The 21,536-nt window shown below is 72.7% G+C and carries 12 protein-coding genes and 1 other RNA gene; 2 read left to right on the forward strand and 11 right to left on the reverse strand.

Annotated elements, in window-relative coordinates; translation table 11 throughout:
* Positions 1-124: 124 nt before the first annotated feature.
* The 7 genes from ABH937_RS24425 to ftsE all read right to left on the reverse strand — a co-directional run bounded on the left by ABH937_RS24425 (position 125) and on the right by ftsE (position 8,038).
* Positions 125-2,467, reverse strand: coding sequence for a UvrD-helicase domain-containing protein (locus ABH937_RS24425; RefSeq protein ID WP_370146823.1), 2,343 nt, complete (start codon positions 2,465-2,467; stop codon positions 125-127).
* Between the two features lie 213 nt (positions 2,468-2,680).
* Positions 2,681-3,050: a transfer-messenger RNA gene (gene ssrA / locus ABH937_RS24430) on the reverse strand.
* 105 nt (positions 3,051-3,155) lie between these two features.
* Positions 3,156-4,505: an alpha/beta hydrolase gene (locus ABH937_RS24435; protein WP_370219461.1), complete on the reverse strand. Its 1,350-nt coding sequence runs from the start codon at positions 4,503-4,505 to the stop codon at positions 3,156-3,158.
* Between the two features lie 91 nt (positions 4,506-4,596).
* Positions 4,597-5,073, reverse strand: a complete 477-nt coding sequence (smpB, locus tag ABH937_RS24440) for an SsrA-binding protein SmpB (protein WP_280693499.1) — start codon at positions 5,071-5,073, stop codon at positions 4,597-4,599.
* Between the two features lie 45 nt (positions 5,074-5,118).
* The gene (locus ABH937_RS24445; RefSeq protein ID WP_280693498.1) at positions 5,119-6,279 is read right to left on the reverse strand and encodes a S41 family peptidase; all 1,161 of its coding nucleotides are present in this window, start codon (positions 6,277-6,279) and stop codon (positions 5,119-5,121) included.
* Between the two features lie 98 nt (positions 6,280-6,377).
* Positions 6,378-7,289 (reverse strand): permease-like cell division protein FtsX, encoded by a 912-nt coding sequence (ftsX, locus tag ABH937_RS24450; protein ID WP_280693497.1) that lies wholly within the window; start codon positions 7,287-7,289, stop codon positions 6,378-6,380.
* Positions 7,290-7,348: 59 nt separating this feature from the next.
* Positions 7,349-8,038 carry a cell division ATP-binding protein FtsE gene (ftsE, locus tag ABH937_RS24455; protein ID WP_145905956.1) on the reverse strand — a complete coding sequence of 230 codons (690 nt, stop codon included), beginning with the start codon at positions 8,036-8,038 and terminating at the stop codon, positions 7,349-7,351.
* A gap of 503 nt (positions 8,039-8,541) precedes the next feature.
* Here ftsE and ABH937_RS24460 point away from each other — a divergent pair.
* Positions 8,542-8,736, forward strand: coding sequence for a hypothetical protein (locus ABH937_RS24460; RefSeq protein WP_280693496.1), 195 nt, complete (start codon positions 8,542-8,544; stop codon positions 8,734-8,736).
* A gap of 69 nt (positions 8,737-8,805) precedes the next feature.
* Here ABH937_RS24460 and prfB read toward each other — a convergent pair whose 3' ends face one another.
* From prfB to ABH937_RS24475, 3 genes are all read right to left on the reverse strand, one after another.
* On the reverse strand, positions 8,806-9,918 hold the full coding sequence (gene prfB, locus ABH937_RS24465; RefSeq protein ID WP_370219462.1) for a peptide chain release factor 2: 1,113 nt from the start codon (positions 9,916-9,918) through the stop codon (positions 8,806-8,808).
* A gap of 9 nt (positions 9,919-9,927) precedes the next feature.
* Positions 9,928-11,232 (reverse strand): serine/threonine-protein kinase, encoded by a 1,305-nt coding sequence (locus ABH937_RS24470; RefSeq protein ID WP_370219463.1) that lies wholly within the window; start codon positions 11,230-11,232, stop codon positions 9,928-9,930.
* A 169-nt stretch (positions 11,233-11,401) separates the two neighbouring features.
* Positions 11,402-13,279: a serine/threonine-protein kinase gene (locus tag ABH937_RS24475; protein ID WP_370219464.1), complete on the reverse strand. Its 1,878-nt coding sequence runs from the start codon at positions 13,277-13,279 to the stop codon at positions 11,402-11,404.
* Positions 13,280-13,607: 328 nt separating this feature from the next.
* On the opposite strand from ABH937_RS24475, the gene ABH937_RS24480 reads away from it, so the two are divergent.
* Positions 13,608-16,364: an FtsK/SpoIIIE domain-containing protein gene (locus ABH937_RS24480; RefSeq protein WP_370219466.1), complete on the forward strand. Its 2,757-nt coding sequence runs from the start codon at positions 13,608-13,610 to the stop codon at positions 16,362-16,364.
* 100 nt (positions 16,365-16,464) lie between these two features.
* Here the strand turns inward: ABH937_RS24480 and ABH937_RS24485 are convergent, their stop codons facing one another.
* Positions 16,465-21,411: an NAD-glutamate dehydrogenase gene (locus ABH937_RS24485; RefSeq protein ID WP_280693491.1), complete on the reverse strand. Its 4,947-nt coding sequence runs from the start codon at positions 21,409-21,411 to the stop codon at positions 16,465-16,467.
* Positions 21,412-21,536: the final 125 nt, after the last annotated feature.

Genomic DNA, 21,536 nt, shown 5'->3' on the forward strand with positions numbered 1-21,536 from the left:
GCCCAACCTTAGTCGCTTCGAGCGACCACTTGCCGCGAGGCGAGCATGGCGGGTCGGTGTCACCAACGTAGGACTGTGGCCCCCACCTCCGGTGGGGGCCACAGTCGTTGACGGCGCCTCAGCGCTACCGCAGCAGCGCGGGGACGCCCGCGCCGTCGGGCAGGTCGTCGGGCCCGGAGAGCACCGTCAGGCGCTGAGTGGCCCGGGTCAACGCGACGTAGAGGACCCGCAGCCCGGCCTCGGACTCGCCAGCAATGCCGGTCGGGTCGGCGACCACCGTCGCGTCGTACTCCAGGCCCTTGGCCTCCAGGCTGCCCAGCGCGACCACCCGCTCGCCCAGGTCCGCGATCCAGCCGGCCGCCTCGGCCCGGCGTTCCATCGGGACAACCACCGCGACCGTGCCGTCCACCTCGCCCAGCAGGCGCCGCAGTTCGGCGCGGGCGGCGGCGCCGAACGCGGCCGGCTCGGCGGCGGTGACGGCCGCGAAGCGCGGCTGGACGCCGGTGGAGCGCACCGCGCTGGGCGAGGGGGTGCCCGGGGCGGCCAGCGCCAGCACCTTCGCCGCGACCTCGGCGATCTCGGCGGGGTTGCGGTAGTTGACGGTCAGCGTGTGACGGCGGCGCGGCTTGCCGGCCAGCACCTCGTCGAGCGCCGCCTGGGCCTCCGCCGGGAACGGCCAGGAGCTCTGCGCCGGATCGCCCACGATGGTCCAGGTCGCCGAGCGGGAGCGGCGGCCGATCATCCGCCACTGCATCGGCGTCAGGTCCTGGGCCTCGTCCACGATCACGTGCGCGTACTCGGTGCGCTCCACCGGGGTGCGGTCGCGCTGGCGGGAGCTGCGGTCGGCGAAGGTGGTCACCTCGTCGAGGCCGGTGAGCAGGTCCACCGCGTCCACCTCGCGCGCCCTGGGCCTGGCCGGCTCACCGAGCAGCAGGTGCAGTTCGTCGATCAGCGCCACGTCGTGCGCCGACAGCTGCCCATCGCCGCGCTCGCCCAGCTGCCGCCAGGAGGCGGCCAGCAGGCGGGCCTCCTCGGGGCTGACGACGTTCCGGGCGATCCGGTTGATGTGCCTGGCCTGCCGCAGCGTGGCCAGGACCTGACGCGGGGTCAGGGTCGGCCACCAGGCGTCCAGGAAGTCGAGGAACGGCGCCTCGTCCGAGACGTACTCGTCGAAGGACTCCTTCTCCTCCTGGCGCTGCTCGCGGGAGAAGTGGTCGGTGGGCTTGGGCAGGTGCTTGGTGGCCTCGACCCAGAGCGCGTCCAGCAGCAGCCTGCGGGCCCGGGGGCGCAGCAGGTTGAGCGGGGTGCCGCCGCTGCCGACCACGTTGCCGCGCACCGCGCGCAGCCGTCCGGCGTCCAGCCGCAGCACCTCGCCGCGCGCCACCACCTTCAGCTCGGTGGGCGCGGTCAGCTCCAGCGCGGCCCGCGCGGTGCGGCGCAGCAGCTGCACCATCCGGGCCGAGCCCTTGATCCGCGCCGTCTCGGGCGTGTCGTAGCGCTCGGCCTCGATGCCGTCCACCAGGCTGCCGACCGCGCGGATCGCCACCTGGCCCTCCTCGCCGAGCGAGGGCAGCACGCCCTCGGTGTAGGAGACCAGCAGCGGGGTCGGGCTGACCACCAGGATCCCGCCGGCGTAGCGGCGGCGGTCCTGGTAGAGCAGGAAGGCCGCGCGGTGCAGCGCGACGGCGGTCTTGCCGGTGCCGGGACCGCCGGTGACCAGGGTGGCGCCGGCGGCGGGCGCCCGGATCACCTCGTCCTGCTCCTTCTGGATCGAGGAGACGATGTCACGCATGGTGTGGCTGCGGGCCCGGCCGAGCGAGGCCATCAGCGCGCCGTCGCCGATCACGGCCAGCTCCCGGCCGTCCAGCACCGGGGTCAGGTCCGGGCGCAGCAGGTCGTCCTCGACCCCGATCACCTTGCGGCCCTTGGAGCGGATCACCCGGCGGCGCAGCACCCGGCCCGGCTCCAGCGGGGTGGCCCGGTAGAAGGGAGCGGCGGCCGGGGCCCGCCAGTCGATCACCAGCGGGCCGTACTCGGCGTCCAGCACGCCGAGCCGGCCGATGTGCAGGGTCTGCGCGACCTTCTCGTCGCTCGGATCCAGCGGGGTGAAGGAGGGGATGCCGTGCTCTTCGGGGGCGTCCGCCTGCTGCAGGTCGATCCGGCCGAACAGGAAGTCCTCGAACTCGTTGTTCAACCGGGTGAGGTGGGCGCCGGCCCGGTAGACCTGCGCGTCCCGCTCGGCGAGCGCGCCGGGCGTGCCGACCTGGACCCGCTTGGCGGCGTCCTCCAGGACGTACTCGGCCTCGGCGAGCTTCTCCTCCAGCCGCCGGTAGACGGTGTCGAGATGCCGTTGCTCGCCCGCGATCTCACGCTCGCGCAGCCCCTCGGCCGTGGCCGTGGGGCTGTCTGCTGATGCCGTGCCGGCCTCGGTGGTTGCGGCCGCGTGCTGCCTGCCGTGCGCGCCCAAGGAGTCCCCTTGTCGTACGTCTGCTGGTGGGAGATAAGTCGCCGCCCAAAGTCGGCGGACGGACGATCCTACTCCCGGAGTCGCCGCGCGGGCACTCAGGGGCGAAGCGGCCCCGCCCGAAGCAGCACGACCGAAGCAGCACGACCGGACCCGACGCCGGGAAACACGAAGGCCGCCCTCCGAGGACGGAAGGCGGCCCGCATGCACATGGGATGGTGGAGATGCCGGGAATCGAACCCGGGTCCAGTGGAGTGGATTCAGGACTTCTCCGAGCGCAGTCCGCTGTGCTTTTCTCGGCCCTGGCAGTCACACGGACAAGCCGCCAACAGGCCCAGCTGCTGTTTGTTGTCCCGCCCACCCGCGCAGCCCGGGTGGACAGTTGAGTTCCCTAGATTATGCCAGGGTCCGGGTCGGGAACTCCCCGGTCTGACACCCTACTGTCGCTACTTAGGCAGCGAGAGCGAGGGAATCGCGCTTGACATTGGCGATTATTTTTTTGCGGCAGATGGTTAACGAGATCATTGCCGCGTTCCTCGGCTCGCTTCTCCTGTTTCGACGTCCCCTGTCGAAACCGATCATCCCCATGTGTTTTTAAGAAGGTGCAGCTTGAGAAAAAGCTCCGGCTGGGTGACCCCACCCGGTGTTGCTTGGACCATGGTACGCGCCCCGCCAGGGGCGGTCCAGCCGATTAGGCCGTGGCGGGAACCGGCTCGGTGGCCGGCGCGGGGGTGGCGGTCGGGGCGGCGGGCTTCGGCAGCGGCTTGACCGGCGTCGCCTTGGCCTGGTGCGGCCCGGGGGTGCCGAGCTGCTGGGCCAGCCAGGGCAGCGCGTCGGCGAACGCCTGGGCACCGAACTGCCAGACGTGCTTGCCGGGCTGGACGTCCAACTGGCACTTGATGCCGTCCTTGCGGGCGGCGGCGGCCAGCTGCTTCCCCTGCGTGATGTGGTTGGCCTCCTGGTCGCCGCTCTCGAACCAGCCGGAGGTGTCGCGGTACTTGGCGTGCCCCGCCAGCACGGTCAGCGGGTCGTGCGCCGCCCAGGCCGCCGAATCGCCGCCGTAGAGCTTGTCGATGGTCTGCTGCTTGTCCCCGGTGTTCGGCCCGAGGTCACCGGAGATGTCCTCGAAGTGCGAGAAGACCTGGGGGTGTTCGACCGTCAGGTCGATCGCGCAGGTACCGCCCATCGACCAGCCCACCACGCCCCACTTGCGCGGATCGCCGGAGGTGCCGAAAGTCTTCTCGACGTACGGCGGAATGTCCTTCACCAGATGGTCCTCGGCTTTCCCGTTCGGACCGTCCACGCACTCGGTGTCGACCTTGAACCCGCCGGTCGCGTCCGCGAAGACCAGCACCGGCGCGTAGCCGCCGTGCTGCGCGGCATAGGCGTCCGCGGTCTGCACCGCGTCGCCGGCCCGCACCCAGTTGTCGGGCGCCGCGTACTCCCCGCCGATCATCTCCAGCACCGGCAGCTTGGGCCGGGCCTTGCTGCGGAACCAGGCCGGCGGCAGGTAGACCAGCTCCTGGCGGTGGGCGAAACCGCTGGCGGTGTCGGGTATGTCCACCTGGACGATCCGGCCGGTGTCGGTCTTGCCGGTCAGCGAGCCGAGTTGGTCGAGCGTCACCTGTTGCGGCAGTGGGGCGCCGGTCAGCTCGCCGAGCGCGTCGTCCAGGGTCGGGAAGTAACCGGTGGACGCGTTCAGCACGTTGGCGCCGGCCAGCAGGGCGAGCAGCGCGGCCAGCGGCGCCAGCGAGCGCCGCCACCAGCGCGCCGAGCGCCAGCCGGCCACCAGCACCGCGAGCGCCACCACCGCCGCGCCCAGCCAGAGCCAGAGCGCGAACGGCAGCGGGTCGGTGACCCCGCCGACGGTGACCGCGAGCAGCCCGGCCAGCGCGGTCAGCGCGATCGCGGCACCGATCGCGATCGGCGCCCGGCGCAGCCGCCAACGGCGGTCCCGCCACCCGACCGCGGCCAGCAGCGCGACACCGGCCGCGAGCTGGACGGTCCACGGGAACCAGCCATCCAACAGGGAGACGTTCATGCTCGGATCGTACTGATCGAATCTTCGGCATCAGGCCGTTGACCAGGTGGGATCACCCGGTTGGGACGAACCTGCTACAGGACGACCACAATCAGCCCATCCGACGACGGGCGGCGGCCACCGCGCGCGCGGTCTCCCGGGTGTCCTGCTGCTCGCGCAGCGTCTGCCGCTTGTCGTAGAGCTTCTTGCCGACCGCCAGGGCCAGCTCCAGCTTGACCCGGCCGTCCTTGAAGTACAGGGAGAGCGGCACCAGGGTGTGCCCGGTCTCCTTGGTCTTCGCCTCCAGCTTGCGGATCTCCATCTTGTGCAGCAGCAGCTTGCGCTTGCGCCGCGCCGAGTGGTTGGTCCAAGTCCCCTGGGTGTACTCGGGGATGAAGACGTTGTCGATCCACACCTCGCCGGCCTGGGTGTAGGCGTAGCCGTCGACCAGGTTGGCCCGGCCCTCGCGCAGCGACTTGACCTCGGTGCCGGTCAGCACCATCCCGCACTCGTAGGTGTCGAGGATCGTGTACTCGTGTCGCGCCTTCTTGTTCTGCGCGATCAGCTTCTGTCCCTTTTCCTTTGCCATAGCACCGGACATTCTCGCACCTCGGCGGCCCGCCCGGCAGCCGCTTTATGGTCGAGCGCCCGCCCCGCCCAGCCCGCTGAGCACCCGCAGGGCCAGCGCGTCGGCGGTGGCCGGGTCGGCGGCGGGCACGTCGGGGAGCAGGCCGACGCCGTCCGGGGAGCGGCCGGCGGGGGTGAAGTAGCGGCCCACGGTGCGCTCCAGGACCGATCCGTCGGCCAGCCGGCTGGGCTGCTGCACGGTGCCCTTGCCGAAGGTCCGGCTGCCCACCAGCACCGCCCGGCAGCGGTCCTGCAGCGCGCCGGCCAGCAGTTCGGCCGCGCTCATCGTGCCGCCGTCCACCAGCACCACCAGCGGGGTGCGCGGATCGCCGCCGGGGGCCGCGGCCAACTGCCGCGACTGGTCGCCGACCTGGTAGGAGGCGACCGGGCCGCCGTCCAGGAAGACCGAGGCGGTGGCGACCGCCTCCGCCACCAGGCCACCGGAGTTGCCGCGCAGGTCGAGCACCACGCCGTGCTCGGGCGCGCGCCGCGCGGCCGCGGCGATCTCGGCGCCGACGCCGGTGGTGAAGGCCCGCGCGGTGATCCACAGCACCCCGGGCGCCGGATGGTCCACCGCGACGTCCTGGGCGGCGAGCACGGTCCGACGCAGGGTCACCTCGCGCGCGGCGACGCCGGCCCGCCGCAGGGTCAGCCGCACCGGCGAGCCGGGCTCCGCCGGCCGCCCGCCCGCGCCCTGGCCGTCGGGGCGACCGCGCAGCCTGGCCACCACCTCGGTCACCGGCAGCCGGTCCACCGGGGCGCCGTCCACCGCGATCAGCCGGTCACCCACCGCGATTCCGGCCGCGGCGGCCGGCGAGCCCGGGGGCACGGCGCTGACCAGCGTCGAGCCGTCGTCGGCCCGGTCCACGAAGACCCCGACGCCCAGGTACTCGCCGTCCAGGCCCTGGGCGAACTCGGCGTAGTCCTGCGGGCTGTAGTACGCGGCCCAGCGGTCGCCGCCGTCCGCCACCAGCCGCTGCGCCTGCTCCGGGGAGAGCGTCGCGACCTCGGGGCCGCCAACTCTGGCGTCCGCCGAGGCGGCCCGACGCGGCGGCGCGGCGGGCGGCCCGCCACCCCAGGCGCCCAGGACCGCGCCGCCGAGCAGCACCGTGCCGAACACCAGGCTGAGGGTGGCGCCATGGCGCGCCTGCCGCGCGGTTGCGGTCATGGGAACGGAGTGTAGGCGCCCGATGCGCTCCGTGGCCGCAGAACGGCCGAATCTCACCGGGCGTGACGAAATCCTGCGGACCGGACGACCGCTGGGAGTTAGACCTTCAGGTACTTGCGCAGCGTCAGGAAGGCCGCCACCGCCGCCATCGCCATACCGGCCACGATCAGCAGCGGGATCACCTGCAGCACCGAGGAGAGCCCGATGAACTGGATGAACTGCACCTTCTTGGCCAGCCAGGCGTGCACGCCGTAGTTGCCGAGCAGCAACAGCCCGGAGGCCAGCACCGCGCCCAGCAAGGCGGCGAACGCCGCCTCGGCGATGAACGGCATCTGCACGTAGAAGTTGGAGGCACCGACCAGTCTCATGATCCCGGTCTCCCGCCTTCGGCTGAACGCCGAGACGCGGACCGTGTTCACGATCAGCAGCAGCGCCACCGAGAGCATCAACACCATGATCACGAAGGCCGCGGTCTGCAGGCCGTTGAGCAACCCGAAGAGGTTGTCCAGGATCTGCCGTTCGTCCTCCACCGAGCGCACCCCTGGATGCCCGGCGAAGGCGCTCTGGATCACGTCGTAACGGGTCGGATCGCTCAGCTTCACCCGCCAGGAGGACGGGATCGCGTCGGCACCGAGGACGGAGACCAGGGCGTTGTCCGGGTTCATGTCCTTCCAGTGCGTGTAGGCCTCCGCCTGGCTCTCGAAGGTGGAGTTCTGCACCAGCGGCTTCATCTTGTCAAGGCCGGCCTTGACGTCGTCGATCTGGTCCTGGGTGGCCGCACCGTTCGCACACTGCGGGGCGTTCTTGGCGTCCGCCTTGGTGCAGAAGTAGATGCTGACCTCGACCTTGTCGTACCAGTACCCCTTCATCGAGTTGACCTGGTCACGGACCAGCAGACTGGCCCCGGCCAGGGCGAGCGAGAGCGCGACGCTGACCACCACCGCGATGGTCATGGTCAGGTTGCGGCGGAGACCGACACCGATCTCCGACAGGATGAACTGGGCGCGCATGAGCTTCTTCTACTCCAAGATCAAGGCTGATGGACCGGAGGCGGCGACGCGGTAGCCGGCTAGTGCTGGTACCCGTAGACACCGCGGGCCTGGTCGCGGACCAGCAACCCCTTGTCGAGCTCGATCACGCGCTTGCGCATCTGGTCGACGATGGCCTGGTCGTGGGTGGCCATCAGCACCGTGGTCCCGGTGCGGTTGATCCGGTCCAGCAACTTCATGATGCCGACCGAGTTCTGCGGGTCCAGGTTTCCGGTCGGCTCGTCCGCGATCAGCAGCATCGGACGGTTGACGAAGGCCCGGGCGATCGCCACGCGCTGCTGCTCACCACCGGAGAGCTCGCCGGGCATCCGGTCCTCCTTGCCGCCGAGACCGACCAGGTCGAGCACCTCGGGGACCACCTTGTTGATGGCACTCTTCGGCTTGCCGATGACCTCCAGCGCGAACGCCACGTTCTGCGCCACGGTCTTGTTCGGCAGCAGGCGGAAGTCCTGGAAGACGGTGCCCAGTTGACGCCGCATGTGCGGCACCTTCCAGTTGGACAGCTTGCCCAGGTCCTTGCCGAGCACGTGCACCTCGCCGGTGCTGGGGCGCTCCTCGCGCAGGCACAGCCGCAGGAAGGTGGACTTGCCCGAGCCGGAGGAACCGACCAGGAAGACGAACTCGCCCTTCTCGATCTCCAGCGAGACCTCCGACAGGGCGGGGCGGTTCTGCTTGGGATAGGTCTTGGAAACGTTGTCGAATCTGATCACGGCTGCATCACGGAGGCCATCCTAGGCGGAACAGCTGACGGCTCGAACAACTTCCGTGACCCGATCGTTACTTCAGGCCGGTAGCCGACGTCGGTCGCACTGTTCCTGGGTCGGACCCACCCCCGCGATCCGGTCGGGGAGGGCGGCGGGAGCGACCCTGGCCACTCCCCCGGCTTGGGACCATACGCGACCCGTCGGCGGCCGCGCAGGGCGGTCCGGCGAACGATCCTGACGGATTGTCCGCTCTTGGACTGGAATGCCCGGAAAATTGCGAGCCATTTCACAGCCGTTCCAGGGTTTCGCGCCACGAATGCCGGCCGTGCTGATCGACCGGGTGGCGGCCGCCCCGGGTTTTCCCGGCCAGGGAGCCGGACGCCGCGGAACCTGGCAGAGTAGAGGGCAAACCGCACTGCCGCGGTCCGCTCCGATCCCCCGCCCGGGGCAGGTACGGGAACCATTCGGCCGCCCGGTGCGTTGGCAGTAGCAGGCAAGGAGGAGATCGCATGACGTGCGACCATCTGGTGTGCGCCAACTGCGCCGGCCGCGTGAGCGAGGGCCGCTGCCCGGTCTGCCGCGCCGAGCGCGCCCGGCTACAACAGCAGCAGGGTCCTCTCGCCACGCTCTCCCCGGCCACTCTGATCGCCCTGCTGGCCGCGTTGCTGGCGGTGGCGATGATCTGCCGGCAGGCGCTGGCATAACCCACCGACACGGACGAAGGGGCCCCGGACACTGTCCGGGGCCCCTTCTCGGTTCGTCAGCGGCTGGTGCTACTGCTCCTGGTTCTCGCTCTGCTTGCGCCAGCGGATACCAGCCTCGATGAAGGCGTCGATATCGCCGTCCAGCACCGCCTGCGGGCTGCCCACCTCGTACTCGGTGCGCAGGTCCTTGACCATCTGGTACGGGTGCAGCACGTACGAGCGCATCTGGTTGCCCCAGGAGCTGCCGCCGTCCTTCAGCGAGTCCATCCGGGCCTTCTCCTCCTGGCGGCGGCGCTCCAGCAGCTTGGCCTGCAGCACGTTCATCGCCGAGGCCTTGTTCTGGATCTGCGAGCGCTCGTTCTGGCAGGAGACCACGATGCCGGTGGGCAGGTGGGTGATCCGCACCGCCGAGTCGGTGGTGTTGACGCCCTGGCCACCGGGGCCGGAGGCGCGGTAGACGTCGATCCGCAGCTCGCCCTCGTCGATGTCGACGTGGTCGCTCTGCTCGACGACCGGGAGCACCTCGACACCCGCGAAGGAGGTCTGCCGGCGGCCCTGGTTGTCGAACGGCGAGATCCGCACCAGGCGGTGGGTGCCCTGCTCCACCGAGAGCGTGCCGTAGGCGTACGGGGTCTTCACGCTGAAGGTCGCGGACTTGATGCCCGCCTCCTCCGCGTAGGAGGTGTCGTAGACCTCGGTCGGGTAGCCGTGCCGCTCGGCCCAGCGCAGGTACATCCGCATCAGCTGCTCGGCGAAGTCGGCGGCGTCCACGCCACCCGCCTCGGCCCGGATGTTGACCAGCGCCTCGCGGGCGTCGTACTCGCCGGAGAGCAGGGTGCGCACCTCCAGCTCCTCGACGGCCTTCTTGACCGAGGCCAGCTCGGTCTCGGCCTCGGCCCGGGTGTCCGCGTCGCCCTCGTCCTCGGCCAGCTCGAAGAGCACGGCCACGTCCTCGATCCGGCTGCGCAGGGTGGCGACCCGGCGCAGCTCGCCCTGCAGGAAGGAGAGCCGGCTGGTGACCTTCTGGGCGTTCACGACGTCGTCCCAGAGGGCGGGGGCGGCTGCCTCCTCCTCCAGACGTTCGACGTCGGCCCGGATCTTGTCCAGGTCGAGGACGGCCTCGATCGACCCCATGGTCGTTTCGAGGTTCTTGAGCTCTTCGGAAGGATCGACGGCTGCCACGCCTCCAGCCTAATGGTTGGCGCGGGGCCCTGGGACCGGCCGGTAGCCGTCGAGCCGCGCGACGGCGGCGCGCGGGGCCCGGCCGGCATGCCCGCCGGGGCCGTGGTCGTGGCCGCCGCCCCCGAAGGCGGCGAACGCCGCCACGGCGCCGGCCAGCAGCAGCACCACGGCGAGCAGCACCGCGAGCAGCCGGCGCCGGCGCACCAGAGCCGTCCGGCGCCCGCCCCGGTGGCCGGGCGCGGGGGTGGCCCGCTGGGCGCGCGACTCGGCGGCGTAGCCGGCCAGCTCCTGGGCGGAGGGGCGGCGCAGGCTGGTGTGGGTGTCCCGGGTGGAGTCCGGGGCCGGGGCGGCGACCAGCGGGACGGCGGGGCCGCGCCGGCGGCGGTGCGCGCCGGTGCCGGTGTCCGCCTCGGCGTAGACGGCCTCGGCCGGGGTCACCGGCTCCTCGGCGGGCTGCCGGTCCTGGGCGGGCAGCGCCAGCGGCGGCAGGCCGGCCAGCGCGGGCAGTTGCTCACGCAGGCGCTCGGCCAGCTCGGCGGCGCGCAGCCGGGAGGCGGGCGCCTTGGCCAGGCACTCGGAGATGATCCGCCACAGGCCGTCCGGCAGCCCGGGGATCGGCGGCACGCTCTCGGTGACGTGCCGGCGCAGCACCGCCCCGGTGTGGCCGCCGCCGAACGGCGTGAAGCCGGCCAGCAGCTCGTAGCAGACCGTGGCCAGCGCGTAGATGTCGACGGCGGCCCGCGGTTCCAGGCCCTCGATGATCTCGGGAGCCAGGTAGTCGGGGGTGCCGATGATCCGGGTCGCCCTGGTCCGGCGCGGGGCGTCGACCAGCCGGGCGATGCCGAAGTCGGTCAGCTTGGCGCGCGGCACCCCGCCGGGTCCGGGCGGCGCGGCGAGGTCGAGCATCACGTTCTCCGGCTTGACGTCCCGGTGCACGATGCCGGCCGCGTGCGCGGCGGCCAGGCCGTCGGCCACGTCGGCGATCACCGAGGCGGCGGCCTGCGGGGCGAGCACGCCCTCGCGCTCCAGCCGGGAGCGCAGGTCGGTGCCGTGCACCAGCTCCATCACCAGCGCGAGGTCCTCGCCGTCCACCACCATGTCGCGCACCCCGACTACCCGGGGGTGGTCCAGGCCGGTGAGCGCGGCCCGCTCCTGGATGAAGCGCCCGACCAGCACCTGGTCGGTGGCCAGATCCTCGCGCAGCAGCTTGACGGCCACCGGCCCGTCGGGGCCCTCGCCCAGCCACACGGTTCCGGCGGACCCCCGGCCGATCACCTGGTGCACGGTGTACCGGCTGCCGATCTTGCGTGCCAATGCTGCTCCGTAGGCGGCGGGGAGCGCTCCCGGGGCCGCCGCGGGGGCCCGGAAGCGCTCATGAGGTCGGTGCGTCACCGACCAACCTACGCGCCTCGGGGCCCTGTGCGGGACCTCCAGCCGGACAATGTCGACAAAGCGTCAACGCTGACCGCCTGGTGGCGGACCGTCAGTTCCCGGTGACGGAGTGCCAGGTGCTGCTGATCCAGCCGGTGGTGCTGTCCCACCACTGGTGCACGTTGTCCCAGTAGTGCGGCAGCGGGGTGAAGTTCCACAGCGCCACGGCCGCCACCGCCAGGATCAGCAGCACCATCAGGCAGCCCTTGAGGCAGCCGAGGCCCGGGATGTACATCCGGTTGCGGCTGCGCGGGCGCGGCTCGCGGCGCGGCCTGGACTCGCGCTCCGGCTCGGGCTCCCGGGTCGGCGGCTGCGGGCGGTGCGGCGCGGGCTCGGGGCGGCGGGCCGGCGCGGGGGCCGGCGGGGCCGGGCGCTGGGACGGCTCGCGGTAGGCCTGGTAGCCCTGCTCCGGGTACGGCCGATCGGACTCGGCGTAGCCCTGGTCGCGGTAGCCCTGGTCGCGGGAGCCGGGCCCGCCGGGCCGACCGCGCTGCGACTGGTACGGCGGCGGCGCGACCGGCGGGCGCTCGGCCCGGCCGTAGCCGGGGCGCGGCTCGCCCTGGCCGGGTCGGCCGCCCTGCTGGGGGTAGCCGTTCGGCGGCGGGTACCCACCCGGACGGGGCTGGCCGCCACCGGGCGGCGGGTAGCCGGGGCCCGGGTAGCCGGCACCGCCCTGGTAGGGCTGCGGGGCCCGCTGCGGCGGCTCGGCGAAGTCCTCGGCCGCGAAGACCTGGGTCTGCTGGTTGCGGTCCCGGGCGGCGCGCAGCTGGGTCTGCCACGGGTGCGCCGGCTCGGGCTGCTGCTGTTGCTGCGCCGCGGGCGCCGGTCCTGCCGGGCTCGGCGGGGCGGCGAACGGGCCACCGGGCGGGGTGGGCAGCAGCCGGGTCGGGTCGGCACCCGGCCCGCCGGGGCCGCCGCCGTTCGGCAGCACCTGGGTGGCGGCGGCCGGGTCGTAGTGGGCGGCCGCCAGGTCGGGCTGGGTCGCCCCGGTGCCCGGCACCTCGGCCGGCTGCGGCTCCGGCAGCAGCAGCACGGCCACCCCGAGCGCGGCGTCCACCGCGGCCGGTGAGGCGTGCACGCCGATCCCGGCGGCCACCACGCGCAGCGCGTGGGCCAGCGAGGTGGCGCTGGGGCGCTGCGCCGGGTCCTTGCGCAGGCAGCGCTCGACCACGGTCCAGAGCGGCTCGGGCATCCCGGGCGGGCGCGGCGGCTCCTGGGTCAGGTGGGCCTGGAGCACCTGGAGGGCGCCGTCGCCCTGGAACGGCGGACGGCCGGTGACCAGCTCGTAGAGCATGATCCCGGCGCCGTAGACGTCCACGGCCGAGGTCTGCGGACGGCCGCTGGCCGACTCGGGGGCGACATAGGCGGGGGTGCCGACGAACTCACTGGCGCGGGTGATGCCCGGGGAGTCGGCGAGCCGGGCGATGCCGAAGTCGGTGAGCATCGGGTGCAGCTGCTCGCCCTGGCGGCCGTCACCGGGGACGGTGGCGAGCAGCACGTTGGCGGGCTTGAGGTCGCGGTGCACCACGCCGTCGGCGTGGCTGACCGCGAGCGCGTCGGCGATCTGGGCCATCAGCAGCGCGGCCGCGATCGGACTGAGCGGGCCGTTGGCGCGCAGGTAGCGGTAGAGGTCGGGGCCGTCCACCAGGTCCATCACCAGGGCGAGCAGCTCACCCTCGACCACCAGGTCGCGGACCCGGACGATGTTGGGGTGGCTCAGCCGCAGCAGCACCGAGCGCTCGCGCAGGAAGCGCAGCACGATGTCCTGGTCGGCGGCCAGCTCCTCCTTGAGGACCTTGACCGCGACCTGCTGGCCCGGCACCAGGTCCGGCAGCCCGGCGTCCTCGCGCACCCGCCCCCGCCAGACGGTACCCATGGCACCGCGCCCGAGCGTCTCCTCGAGCAGATACTTGCTGCCTACCGGCCGCACCTGGTGCACTCCTTGCCCTACCGAGGCCCACTGTCGCCTGCGGGCGATAGTCCGTGTGTGCGGCAACTCTAACGGTGTCCGGCAAGCCCCAGCCGGATGAGCGCGCGCCGTGGTCGGCGAGCTGCCCGGGCCCGCCTTGACCTGATGGCCCGTCCGCTCCACCATGGCGATGATCACAAGATCGTCAAATCCGGTACGGTGCACGGGCTGTCAGTCCCGGGTGGCAGGATGACGCCTAGGGCCGCGCCCGGCAAGATCCGCCGGACAGGCCCCAGCGGCACTCCTGCGGTCCAACACTCATCACGAGCAGAGGGGAACCCCGGGCGAGATGCAGATCCGGCTGACGGTCCTCCGACCCCGTGCGGGCGCGGGCGTGCCCGCGCCCGCCACCGATGTCCAGGTCACCGCCCCCATCGGCACGGCGCTCGGATCGCTCGCGGTGGCGCTGGCCGGCGCGGTGGGCGTGCGGGGCGCGCGCAGCGCGACCCATGTGCATCTCTACGCCGGGTCCCAGCGGATCGACGAACGCACTCCGCTCGGCCACCCCCCGCTGCTGGACGGCGCGGTGCTCGCGCTCGGCGAACCCGACCCGGACGCGGACGCCCCGCTGGACGACGCCGGGGGCGCGGCCGCCGTCGAGCTGCGGGTGCTGGGCGGCCCGGACGCCGGCGGCGTGCACCGCCTGCATGGCCACCAGGTGCGGGTCGGCCGCTCCAGCGAGGCCGACGTCCCGCTCGACGACCCAGACGTCTCCCGGCTGCACCTCTCCCTGCACCTGGCCGCCGACGGCAGCGTCACGGTGCACGACCTCGGCTCCACCAACGGCACCGCGCTGGACGGCCGCCCGCTCACCGAGGAGCCCCGGGCGCTGCCCGAGGGCGCCCTGCTGCGCCTGGGCGAGTCCACCGTGACGCTGGCCACCGCCCCGGCCGCCGAGCAGGCCTGCCCCACCACGCCGGACGGCCTGGGCCACCTCCAGGTCAGCCGGCCCCGCCCGGTCCGCCCCAGCGCCCCCGCCGCCGAACGGCCCGAGGCACCCGCCCCCAGCGGCGCGGGCCGCACCCGCTCGCTGCTCGCCCGCCGGCTCGGCCGCTCTCCCGCGCCCGCCAGCGCCGTGCCGGCCGCGGCGCGTGATGCCGCCCAGCAGCACGCCAGGGTCCGTGATCGCCAGGCCGCCGGGCTGCGGGAGCGCTTCCCCGACCCGGCGGCGCTGCTGCTCAGCGCGCTCGGCCCCGGCCCGCGGCTCTGGGAGCGGATCCCGGCCCACCCGGACGCGCTCACCCTGCGCCTTGGCACCGCCGACCTGCCCGGCGGCCCCGGCACCGCCCCGGGCATGATGCTGCCGGCCGTCCCCGTCACCGTCGACCTGCGCACGGCCGGCAGCCTCGGCGTCGCCGGACCGCGCCGGCGGCTGCTCGGCCTGGCCCGGGCCCTGCTCGCCCAGCTGGCCGTGCTGCACCCGCCGAGCGGCCTGAGCCTGGTGGTGGTCAGCGCCGACCAGGAGCAGCCCGTCGAGCAGCGCACCGCCGACTGGGCCTGGTCGCTCTGGCTGCCGCAGCTGCGTCCGGGCCAGGGCCAGGACTGCCGGCTGCTGGTCGGTCTGGACGAGGCCCAGGCCCGCCAGCGCCTGACCGAGCTGGTCGAGCGCCCGGCCGACGAGGCCGCCCAGCAGCTCACCGTGCTGCTGGTGGACGGCGATCCGGGCTCCGAGCCGGCCCGGCAGGTGCTGGCCCGGCTGCTGCGCGAGGGCCCTGCGGTCGGCGTCTTCCCGCTCTGCCTGGCCGAGCGCCCCGAGCTGCTGCCGGCCGGCCTGGGCGCCACCGCCACAGTGACCGGCGAGGTCGCCACCCGGCTGACCGTGGCCATGGGCGACCAGCGCACCGAGGAGGTCGCGCTCGACGCCGTCTCCGCCGCCTGGGCCGAACGGCTGGCCCGGGCACTGGCGCCGCTGCGCGAGGCCGCGCCGGTCTCCCGGGGACCGCTGCCGGAGGCGCTACGGCTGCTCGACCTGCTGGAGCTGGACACCGTCACCCCCGCCAAGCTCTCCGCCCGCTGGGAGGGGCTGCCCAGCACGGCCGGCACCGCCACCGCGCTGCTCGGCACCACCCGGGACGACCTGTGCACCGTCGACCTGGCCGGCACCGAGCTGACCGACCCGCAGCACCTGCTGGTCGGCGGCGCCCGCGGGGCGGGCAAGAGCGAGCTGCTGCGCACCCTGGTCGCCTCGCTGGCGGTCGGCGAGCGCCCCGACCGGCTGCAGGTGCTGCTGATCGGCGGGCGCGACGGGGGGCTGGCCGGCTGCGCCGAGCTGCCGCACGTCACCGGCCAGCTGGATGCCGCCGCCGAGCCGCGGCAGGCGCTGCTGACCGCCGAGTCGCTGCACGAGGAGCTGGACCGGCGCGAGGAGCTGTTCCGCAACCGGTCCTTCCCCGCCTGGTTCGCCGAGCGGGCGCTCGCCGCCCGCCCGGCCGTGATCGGGCAGCCGCGCGGCGGTGAGCCGGTCGCCGCCCGCGCCGCCGTCGTCTCCGTGGCCGGCGCCGCGACCGCCGCCGGCAGCGCGACCGTGGTGACCGACCCGCCGCCCGCCCGCCTGATCGTCGTGGTGGACGACTACGACGCGCTGCTCGCCCCCACCTCCCCCGCCGGCCGGCCGCTGGCCCGCGCGCTGGCCGCCGTGGCGCAGCGCGGCGGGCGCCTGGGCGTGCATCTGGTGGCCGCCACCGGCCGGCCCGAGCTGAGCGCGGGCAGCGAGCTGGACGAGGCCGCGCTGTGGCGGATCGCGCTGCGCACCGACCACCAGGGCGACTCCGAACTGCTGGTCCATGTGGACGACGCGGCGGCGCTGCCCGAGCAGACCCCGGGTCGCGGCTACCTGCGCCGTCCCGACGGCGCGGTGCTGGCCTTCCAGACCGCCCGGGTCAGCGGCCGGATCCCGCGCACCGCGACGCTGCGCCCCACCGTGGTCGCGATCGACCCCGCCCAGCTGGGTGCGCCGCCGACCAGCCGCCCGGTGCGCGAGCTGGGCAACGGGCCGACCGACCTGGCGCTGCTGGCCAGCGCGCTGCAGCGGGCCGCCCAGGCATAGGGCCTCCCGCCAAGGAGGCACCGGCAGTGCTCGGAAGGCGACAAGCAGAACGGCGGGGCCGCACCCGAAGGCGCGGCCCCGCCGTTCTACGCTCCCCGCGTCAGCGCATCGAACCCGTGCGCAGCAGCGTGCGGATCACCCGCATGGCCACCGAGAGGCTGGACAGCGCGTAGGTGTCCGAACCCCTTATGTCGTCCAGCGTGGTCTGCGCCCGGCTGAGCAGCGTGCTGTTGAGCTCGGCCCAGGCCTTGAAGCGCTCCTCGCTGGTCGCGTTCTGCGGACCGCAGGCCAGCACGTCCTCGGTGAGCTGGGCGTGCGCCGCGAAGAGGTCCTCGCGGATGGAGGTGCGGGCCATCGAGGACCAGCGGTCGATCCGCGGCAGCTCGATGATCCGGTCCAGCAGGTGGCTGATCCGCAGGCGGTCGCCCAGGTCGTAGTAGAGGTCGGCGACCTCGGCCACGTCCTTGCCGGAGCGGTCCGCGACCTCGGTGATGTCCAGGGTCGGGAAGGCGGAAGAGAGCCCGGAGACCCGGGTGACCAGCGCCTCGGGGACCCCGGCCTCGAGCAGCTCGGCCTGGATCTTCTCGTACCACTCCAGGTCCTCGCCGCGCAGCGGCTTGGGCAGGCTGGTCCAGACCTGGTCCACCCGCTGCTGGAAGAACGCGATGGTGTCGGCGATGTCCAGCGGCTGGCGGCGGTTGTTGAGCATCCACCGGGTGGCCCGCTCGACCAGCCGGCGCGAGTGCAGGCGCATCCGGGTGGCGATCTCGGCCGGGATCCGGTTGTCCAGGCCCTCGACCTCGTCCCAGATCCGCTCCAGGCCGAAGACCGCGCGGGCCGCGGTGTGGCTGCGGGCGATCTCCTCGTAGGTCGCGCCGGTCTCCTCGCGCAGCCGGAAGGCGAAGGTGCAACCACCGCGGTTGATCGTGTCGTTGACGATCAGGGTGGTGATGATCTCCCGGCGCAGCGCGTGGTTGCCGATCGCGTCGGCGAACTTCTCGCGCAGCGCGGTCGGGAAGTAGAGGTGCAGCGTGTCGCGGAAGTACGGGTCGTCGGGCAGCCCGGTGGCGAGCAGCTCGTCGGCCAGGGTGATCTTGGTGTAGGCGAGCAGCACCGACAGCTCGGGCTGGGAGAGCCCGAAGCCGGTGGCCTGGCGGTCCTTCAGCTGCTTCTCGCTCGGCAGGAACTCCAGCGCGCGGTCCAGCTGGCCGTCCGCCTCCAGCCGGTTGAGCATCCGCGAGTGGACGTTGATCATGCTGTGCGCCTGCGCCACCGCGTTGGCCAGCACCACGTTCTGCGCGTAGTTGTTGCGCAGGACGAGCTTGCCGACCTCCTCGGTCATGTCGGCGAGCAGGGTGTTGCGCTGCTTGACCGTCATGTCGCCCTCGGCGACCACCTGGTTGAGCAGGATCTTGATGTTGACCTCGTGGTCCGAGGTGTCCACCCCGGCCGAGTTGTCGATCGCGTCGGTGTTGATCCAGCCACCGGTGCCGTTCGGGCCGCCGACCTGGGCGTACTCGATCCGGCCCAGCTGGGTGCAGCCGAGGTTGCCGCCCTCGCCGATCACCCGGGCGCGGATCTGGCTGCCGTTGACCCGGATCGCGTCGTTGGCCTTGTCGCCGACGTCCGCGTTGGTCTCCCGCTCGGCCTTGACGTAGGTGCCGATGCCGCCGTTCCAGAACAGGTCCACCGGGGCCTGCAGGATCGCCTTCATCAGCTCGGCCGGGGTGAGCTTGCCGGTCTCCAGGCCGAGCGCCTCGCGGACCTGCGGGGTCAGCTGGATCGACTTCGCGCTGCGCGGGAAGACGCCGCCGCCCGCCGAGATCAGCGACTTGTCGTAGTCGTCCCAGGAACTGCGCGGCAGGTCGAAGAGCCGGCGGCGCTCGGCGTAGGAGCTCGCCGCCTCCGGGTTCGGGTCCAGGAAGATGTGCCGGTGGTCGAAGGCGGCCACCAGGCGGATGTGCTCGCTGAGCAGCATGCCGTTGCCGAAGACGTCACCGGACATGTCGCCGATGCCGACCACGCTGAAGTCCTCGGACTGGGTGTCCACACCCAGCTCGCGGAAGTTGCGCTTGACCGACTCCCAGGCGCCGCGGGCGGTGATGCCCATGCCCTTGTGGTCGTAGCCGGCCGAGCCGCCGGAGGCGAAGGCGTCGCCGAGCCAGAAGCCGTACTCCTCGGCCACGCCGTTGGCGATGTCCGAGAAGGTCGCGGTGCCCTTGTCGGCGGCGACCACCAGGTAGGTGTCGTCCTCGTCGTGCCGGACCACGTCGACCGGGTGGACGACCTCGCCGCCCTTGAGGTTGTCGGTGATGTCCAGCAGCGCGGAGATGAAGGTCTTGTAGGACGAGATGCCCTCGGCCAGCCAGGCGTCGCGGTCCACCGCCGGGTCCGGCAGCTGCTTGGCGACGAAGCCGCCCTTGGCGCCGACCGGGACGATCACGGTGTTCTTCACCATCTGGGCCTTGACCAGGCCGAGGATCTCGGTCCGGAAGTCCTCGCGCCGGTCGGACCAGCGCAGGCCACCACGGGCGACCTTGCCGAAGCGCAGGTGCACGCCCTCGACCTGGGGCGAGTAGACCCAGATCTCGAAGGCCGGGCGGGGGGCCGGCAGGTCCGGGATGGCGTGCGGGTCGAACTTCATCGACACGTACGGGTGCCACTGGCCGTCCGCCGCGCGTTGGAAGAAGTTGGTCCGCAGGGTGGCCTTGATCAGGTGCAGGAAGGAGCGCAGGATGCGGTCCTCGTCCAGCGAGACGACCTCGTCCAGCGCGCCGTCCAGCTCCTCCAGGATGGCCTCGCCCAGCTCGCCCGCGCCCAGCTGGTGGCTGGGGCTCAGGCGGGACTCGAAGAGGTTCACCAGCAGGCGGGTGGTGTGCGCGTTGTTGCGGAGCGCGTCCTCCATGTAGTCCTGCGAGAAGGTGCTGCCGGCCTGGCGCAGGTACTTGGCGAGCGCGCGCAGCACGACCGCCTGACGCCAGTTCAGACCGGCGGTCAGGATCAGGCCGTTGAAGCCGTCGTTCTCGGCCAGCCCCTGCCAGGTGGCGGCGAAGGCCTCCTGGAAGCGCTCGCGGGCCTCGTCGGTCAACTCGCTGGCCTCGCGCAGCCGCAGGCCGAAGTCGTAGACCCAGGCGGTGGTGTGGTCCGAGCGGCGCAGCGCGTACGGGTGCTCGTCCAGCACCTCGACACCCAGGCGCTGCAGCACCGGGAGCACCTCGGTCAGCGAGATCGGGCCGCCGACCCGGTAGATCTTGAAGCGGCGCTCGTCCTCGCCCGCGCCGACCGGCTGGTAGAGGTTGAGCCGGAAGTCGCCCTCGGCGTGCAGCGACTCGATCTGCTTGAGGTCGGCCACGGCGGTGCGCGCGGTGAAGTCGGCGCGGTAGCCGTCGGGGAAGGCGTTGGCGTACTTGTGCGACAGCTCGGCGGCCTTCTCCTCGCCCAGCTCCAGCAGCAGCTGGTCGTTGAAGCCGTCCATCCAGAAGCGGGCGGCCTCGGCCAGCTTGGCCTCGATCCGCTCGATCTCGGCCTCGGTCAGCTCGCTCAGCTCGCTGCCCGGGGCGACCCGGACCACGAAGTGCAGGCGGGTCAGCACCGACTCGGTGGACCAGACCGTGTAGTCGATGGTCGCGCCGTTCAGCTCCTGCATCAGGATGTCCATCAGGCGCAGCCGGATGCGGGTGGTGTAGCGGTCGCGCGGCAGGTAGACCAGCGCGGAGAAGTACCGCCCGTACTCGTCCTGGCGCAGGTACAGCCGCAGCTTGCGGCGCTCCTGCAGGTACAGGACGCTGGTGGCGATCTGCTGGAGCTCCTCGGCGGCGGTCTGGAAGATCTCGTCGCGCGGGAAGGTCTCCAGGATCTGGAGCAGGTCGCGGCCGTCGTGGCTCTCGGCGGAGAAGCCGGAGGCGTTCACCACCTCCTGGACCTTGCGGCGCACCACCGGGATCCGGGTGACCGACTCGGTGTAGGCGGCCGAGGAGAAGAGGCCGAGGAAGCGGCGCTCACCGATCACGTTGCCGTCGGCGTCGAACTTCTTCACGCCGACGTAGTCCAGGTAGGACGGACGGTGCACGGTGGAGCGGGAGTTGGCCTTGGTCAGCACCAGCAGCTTCTTCTCGTGCGCCTTGGCCCGCACCGGGGCGGAGAGGCGGCCGAAGGACTCGCTGACCGGGTGGTGGTCGGTGTCGTGGCTGAGCGGGTCGGAGCGCAGGATGCCCAGGCCCGTGCCGGGGATGGCGCGCAGCACCTCCTCGCCCTCGTGCTCGACCAGGTCGTACTCGCGGTAGCCGAGGAACGTGAAGTGGTCGTCGGCCAGCCAGCGCATCAACTCCCAGGACTCGCCGACCTCCTGCTCCGGCAGGTGGGCCGGGGGCTGCTCGGCGAGCTCGTCGGCCAGGCGGAGCGCGGAGGTGCGCATCTTCGCCCAGTCCTCGACCACCTCGCGCACGTCGCCCAGCACCCGGCGCAGGTCGGACTCGATCTGCCGCAGGTCGGCGCGGTCGCTCTCCCGGTCGATCTCGACGTGCATCCAGGACTCGACGGTGGCGTCGGCCGGCCACTCGGCGCCGCCGGCCTGGCTGCGCGCGCAGGCGTCGATGTCGAGGATCTCCAGCAGCTTGCCGGTGATGTCACGGCGCACGACCAGCTGGGGGTGGATCACCAGGTGGATCGACCGGTTCTGCCGGGACAGCTCGTTGGTGACCGAGTCGACCAGGAACGGCATGTCGTCGGTGACCACCTCGACCACGGTGTGGCCGCTGGACCAGCCGTTCTCGTCGACGGTCGGGGTCGAGACCCGGACCTCGGCGGTGCCCTGGGGCCGCTTCAGCCCCAGCCGGTAGTGCGAGGCGGCCGCGCCGTAGACGTCGACCTGGTCACGGTCGATCAGGTCCTCGGGGGCGGTGTGGAGGTAGTAGTGGTTCAGGTACGCGGTCAGAGCGCCATTGCTCAGACCCTCTCCGGGCGCCGCTCCCCCTACCTGGCTGTGCTCCGCGGCCGCGGCCGCCTTGACGAGCAGTTCGGCCTTCGCCGCGTCCAGCTTGGTCTGCATGGCTGTTTGGCTCCTGTCGCGCGCCGTTGCGTGACTCGGTGGTGGTCAGGGTCACCGCCGGGCCGCTCCGCAATCCTCCCGCACGATCCTGGCCAGAGGCGCTCAAGGCACGCTTAAAGAACCCC

The sequence above is a fragment of the Kitasatospora sp. GAS1066B genome, from assembly GCF_041262605.1.
GTDB lineage: Bacteria > Actinomycetota > Actinomycetes > Streptomycetales > Streptomycetaceae > Kitasatospora.